The following is a 6,012-nucleotide window of genomic DNA, read 5'->3' as shown; positions in this document are numbered from 1 at the left end:
CGATAGCAGCCACAGGCACATCATCCGCTCAATCATATGCTACCGCTCAAGCAGTTCCTTCGATATTTGGTTCCGTAGTCGCCTCTACAGTTATATTTTGAGTACTCGTTGTACTATTCCCACAAAGATCCGTTGCAGTCCATGTTCTTAGAATAGAATATTTATTTGCACAAGCACCAGCAGTGATTGCATCAGCAACACTAACAGTTACTGTACCAAGACAATTATCAGTTGCAGATACTGAAGCGATAGAAGCAACAGGCACATCAGCCGCACAATCATAAGTTACAGCAGCAGGAGTTCCAGTAATCGTTGGATCCGTTGTATCTTGAACTTTTATAGTTTGTGTTGCAGAAGAATTATTTCCACACGCATCAGTTACAGTCCAAGTTCTTGTGATAACTTTATTACTTAAACATGAACTTGAAGGGGTTAAACATACACTATTGAAATCTATGCTACCATTTACACTTGCTTGTTTTCTTGAATAAATAAACCAAGTGCCATTCATCGGACCAGTTAATGATTCAAAATTAGACACATAAGAGGTTAATCCAACAATTGTATTAGGAGAAGTTAATCCACCGTTTGGAGTCATGTTTTGACTAACCCCATCTTGTATAAAGTTATTATTATTCCATTGTGTATAACCAGAATTATTTGGATAGAATACTGGTAAATATAATTCTTGAGTACTAGGAGTTGCATCATCACAATTTCCTCCAGTACAATATGATCCAACTAAAATTACTCCTTGTCCGCTAGGTGAAACTAAAGTGAATTCAGCTCTACCTTTACCTTGATTAGTTTCAAATGCTAATGCAATTTTTTCTATATTATTTGCTGTTAAGTCATCAAATCCATCAACAGTAAATGGGAAATAATTACCTTGACCAGCATTTATAGATCCATTATTTGCAGTAAATCCAAAACATTCTGTATCAGTATAAGTTACAACTGGGTTTGAATCACAAGTATCGCTTATGTTTGTTACAGTTCCTGTTGAAGAAGGGTCAATATTTGCAACACAATTTGCATCTGTATTGACTGTTGTAGCAGAAGGAACTGTAAAAGTAGGAGCAGTATTGTCAATTACAGTTATTGTTTGACTTATTTGGTTACTATGATTATTATTCGAATCAGTTGCATCCCAGGTCATTTTTCTAATGTAAGCACCAGGACAATTTCCTGGAGTGGTTACGTCGGATAAAAGATTAACAGTTGCGATTCCACAATTATCGGTTGCGGTTGGCGATGTAAAAACTGGTACTGCAGGACAATTAATTGTTGCGTTAGAACCAGCTGATGAAATAACAGGTTTGTCATCATCACTTACCGTTACTATTTGAGTACACGTAGCAAAGTTTCCAGCAGCATCCGTTGCAGTCCAAGTTACAGAAGTACTTCCAATAGGGAAAACAGTCGGTGCATTGTTAGATATTACTATTAAACCCGTTGCAGTACAATTATCGGTAGCAGTTGGAGTTCCGATAGGACCTACATAAGTACAAGCGGTATTTGTTCCAATTGTAAAAGCAGCAGGACAAGTGATAACAGGTTTGTCATCATCACTTACCGTTACTATTTGATTACAAGTAGCAAAGTTTCCAGTGGCATCTGTTGCAGTCCAAGTAACAGTAGTACTTCCAACAGGGAAAGCACTCGGTGCATTGTTAGATATTACTATTAAACCCGTTGCAGTACAATTATCGGTAGCCGTTGCCGTTCCGATAACACCTACATAAGTACAAGCAGTATTTGTTCCAATTGTGAAAGCGGCAGGACAAGTGATAACAGGTTTGTCTACATCATGTCCTGTTACGACAACTGTAAGCGTTTTTATACATCCATGAGTATCAGTAACAGTAACAATATATGTTCCAGCTGCTATATTTGTTAAATCTGGAGTAACAGCAAAAGCGACTCCATTTTTAGTCCAAGAATATGTTAATGCACCAGTTCCACCAGTTGCGGTTAAATCTATTGATCCAGTTGGGGCACCATTACATCCCGCATTTACATGTGTTTCAGATAATATAATTTCATTTGGAGTAGTTATAAGTAAACTATAAGAGTTCATTGTCCCATTAGCATCAGTTACGGTTAACTTGGCAGTATTTCCAGATGTAGTATAAACTTTTGTAGTTGTTGCACCTGTAGCATCAGTTGTGCCATTATTATCAAAGTCCCAAGCATAAGTATATGGTGCTTTTCCACCATTTGTAGTTGAAGTAAAATTTACCGTAGTATTATTTCCTGATTTACATGCTTTGTATGTAAACTGAACAGCAAGAGGAGATGAAAAAAGAGTAGCGATAGCATAATCACATTTAGAACTCGTATAAGCAGCACAATCGTAAGGAGTTGTTCCATCAATAATATTTTTACCTTGCCATACTACTAATATATTCGAAAAAGTTAATGCATCACCGCAAAACCAAGTTACAGGTACTGTAGTAATCTGTATTTTACCAGGAGGTAAATTCTTTGTTGAAGGTAAAGTACCTATATATTTATTAACAGGTGTTACAGCAGCCGTACCAAATTTCAAATCTGCAAATAAACGAACATCAGAAACAGAATTTGCTGTATTCTGAGTGTAATTCATCCAAATAGTCACTGGGTACGAATCTACTCCAACATTACAGGTTGGTACAAAATTTTCTAATGGTGTGCCATTTACAGTTGCACTCAAATAGACATTAGTTACACTTGCGTTATTTGCAGTACAATTGTAACCACATAACCTTAAATCAGGATGTTGAGCATCAAATTGTGAATATGTATTACTAACAAACATAAAGAAGGCCAGTAAAATAAGGGTAATTTTAGTTTTCATACAATTAAATTTTAATTTATTGTGTGTAATATTTGGGGTTATACTTTAATATGAACAAATTTATATGCTTAGGTTGAAATTGATGCTTTTTTTCTATCAATGACCAAAAAACTCGTTTAAAAGCTAATATTATGCTGTAAAACTCTTATGAAAGAGGTGAAAATTAACTTTTATTTATACTTTTAATCAATTATTTTGTTTGACAAATTTCAATTTCAATTTATATTTTTAGTGAATAATTTTTTCATTACTGTTTTAAAGTTATCACTTTTTCATTTTTCAAATCTAATTTATATTTTAATATGTTTTTATAAAAACATCGTTTAAATGCAAAAATAACAGATAAAATGCACTTTTTAACACATTTTAAAGTATAGTACTACAGAATATTTTTTATGTTTTATTAAAATTTATTACGAATTTATTTTTGAGTTTATTTATTTTCTGATTTATTTTATGTTTAAGTAAATAAACATTTGTTAAAACTGTTTTCTATAATTTTAAATGGGCTTGATTTCATAAAAATTTTGTAATTTGTGGTTCCTATAATTCATACAATTTAAAGCATTCAAAATTTAGAGCCTTAAATATGAAAAATATCATCTTAATACGTCATGCAAAATCCAGTTGGGATGCTCCACTCCATGATAAAGAAAGACCTTTGAACAGTCGTGGGGTTAAAGATGCCCATTTAGTTTCTATGGAGATTAGAAATTTTATTCCTAAAAATTATATGATTTTTAGTAGTACTGCTAAACGAGCTCAAGAAACTGCATTAATTTTTGCTCAAAATTTTTCTTATCCTATCGAAAGTATCGTTTTTAAAGACAAACTTTATACCTTTGATGAAATCCAACTAGAGCAGGTTATCAAATCTTTTAATAATCATATCGAAAGTGTTATTCTTTTTGGACATAATGAGGCTATTACAAATTTTGTTAATAAATTTGGCACTATTTTTATTGACAATGTGCCTACTTCGGGTTTTGTAGCACTACAATTTGAAACCAATAATTGGATACATATTAATAAAGGAAAAACCATAAAAACTGTTTTCCCAAAAGAATTAAATTAAATAAATGTCAAAGTATAAGTACATCGATCGAGAAAAAAGTTGGTTAACATTTAATGAAAGAGTACTTCAAGAAGCGGCTGACGATTCAGTACCATTATTAGATAGGTTGCGTTTTTTAGGGATTTTTTCTAATAATTTAGATGAGTTTTTTAGAGTTCGTTTTGCAGCAATTAGACGGTTGAGTTTAAGCGGATTGTCAAGCGAGAAGATTCTAGGGGGAATTTCTGCCCAACTATTAGTTAAGGATATAACTGAAATTGTTATTCAACAGCAGTCAGAAAGTTTACAAATATTAAAAAACATTGAGGTTAAACTTGAAACCGAAAACATTTTTATGGTCAATGAAAATGATATCTCGGATGAACAAGAAGAGTTTTTAAAGGACTTTTTTATACAAAAATTAAGTCCTGAACTTATTACAATTATTTTGAACGATTTAGCTGAATTTCCAGTTTTGAAAGATACTGTTGGATATCTAGCAATAAAATTGGTCATGAAAAATACGTTAGAAGTTCGTTATGCTGTAATCGAAATCCCAAAGACTATAAATAGATTTGTTGTACTACCATCAAAAAACGAAAAGCAATATATTATTTTACTCGACGATGTAATTCGACATAATTTGAGTAACATATTTAATATTTTTGATTATGAAAGTGTTTCTGCACATATGATTAAAATTACTCGAGACGCACAATTAGATATTGATAGCGATTTGAGTAAAAGCATGATAGAAAAAATTACTTCAAGCGTAAAAGATCGCAGAATAGGCGAACCAGTTCGATTTATTTATGATCAATTAATTGAGAAAGACACTCTTGAGTTTTTTCTTGATAAAATGCACATCGTCTCTACAGATAGTATTATACCTGGTGGTAAGTACCATAACAGACGCGATTATATGAATTTTCCAAATTTAGGTAGATTTGACTTACTCTATGCAAACAATGTACCATTGCCCATTCCGGGATTAAGTTTAGAAGGGAGTATATTAGAGAAAATCAGTAAAAAAGATTATTTATTGAATGCTCCATATCAATCCTACTCCTATCTTACAAAGTTTTTGAGAGAAGCGGCTTTAGATCCTAAAGTTACTACTATCAAAATCACTTTATATCGGTTGGCCAAAAATTCTCAAATTATAAGCTCTCTCATAAGTGCTGCCAAAAACGGAAAAAAAGTTACCGTTCAAATCGAATTGCAAGCTCGTTTTGACGAAGCGACAAATATATCCTATGCGGAACAAATGCAGACCGAAGGTATCGAACTTATTTTTGGAATAAAAGGACTTAAAGTGCACAGTAAAATATGTGTTATCGAAAGATTTGAAAATCAAAAAATCAAGAGATATGGTTTTATTTCTACTGGAAATTTCAATGAATCGACTGCAAAAGTATATACAGATGTTACACTTTTTACAAGCCATCAGAAGATTCTAAAAGATATAGTTAGAATTTTTGAATTTTTTGACATCAATTATAGAGTACACCGCTATAAACACTTGATTGTGTCTCCACATTATACCCGAACTCGTTTTTATAAACTTATAGATCGTGAAATTGCTCATGCTCTAGAAGGAAAAAAAGCGGGTATAAAATTAAAAATGAACAGCCTTTCTGATTTTGATATTATTGATAAATTATACGATGCCAGTAAAGCGGGAGTAAAAATACAATTGCAAGTAAGAGGAATTTGCTCATTAATTCCTGGAATTGTTGGGATGAGCGAAAACATCGAAGCAATAAGTATTGTTGATAATTACCTTGAACATTCTAGAGTATACATTTTTGAAAATAATGGAGATACAGTAGTTTACATTTCATCGGCTGATTTTATGACTCGAAACATAGATGGAAGAGTAGAAGTAACTTGCCCAATTTATGATAACGATATTAAGAATGAATTAATCGATACCTTTGATATAGGTTGGAAAGGGAATGTAAAAGCAAGATTTCATTCACAAAACTTAGACAATAAATATAGAATGCGAGGTGAAAACCCAATTTTCAGAGCACAATTAGAAACCTATAATTACCATAAAGAAAGGTACAACTCTTCACTAGAAAACAATACAATAGAAAACACAAAGAGTAATTAA

3 protein-coding genes are annotated in these 6,012 nt (G+C 32.3%); 2 read left to right on the top strand and 1 reads right to left on the bottom strand.

Annotated elements, in window-relative coordinates:
• Positions 1-46: 46 nt before the first annotated feature.
• Entirely contained in the window at positions 47-2,839 is a 2,793-nt protein-coding gene (locus tag RMO53_RS13825) for an HYR domain-containing protein (RefSeq protein ID WP_310381827.1), read from the bottom strand.
• A 589-nt stretch (positions 2,840-3,428) separates the two neighbouring features.
• Between RMO53_RS13825 and RMO53_RS13820 the strand changes: the two genes are divergently transcribed.
• Together RMO53_RS13820 and ppk1 are read left to right on the top strand one after the other, a co-directional pair.
• Complete coding sequence (locus RMO53_RS13820) at positions 3,429-3,914, top strand: histidine phosphatase family protein (protein ID WP_310381826.1); 486 nt, start codon at positions 3,429-3,431, stop codon at positions 3,912-3,914.
• A gap of 4 nt (positions 3,915-3,918) precedes the next feature.
• Positions 3,919-6,012 (top strand): polyphosphate kinase 1, encoded by a 2,094-nt coding sequence (gene ppk1 / locus RMO53_RS13815; RefSeq protein WP_310381825.1) that lies wholly within the window; start codon positions 3,919-3,921, stop codon positions 6,010-6,012.

The sequence above is a fragment of the Flavobacterium sp. genome (genome assembly GCF_031409475.1).
Classification (GTDB): domain Bacteria; phylum Bacteroidota; class Bacteroidia; order Flavobacteriales; family Flavobacteriaceae; genus Flavobacterium.
The sequence above is the reverse complement of the archived record's forward strand: the minus strand, read 5'-3'. Positions and strand labels throughout refer to the sequence as shown.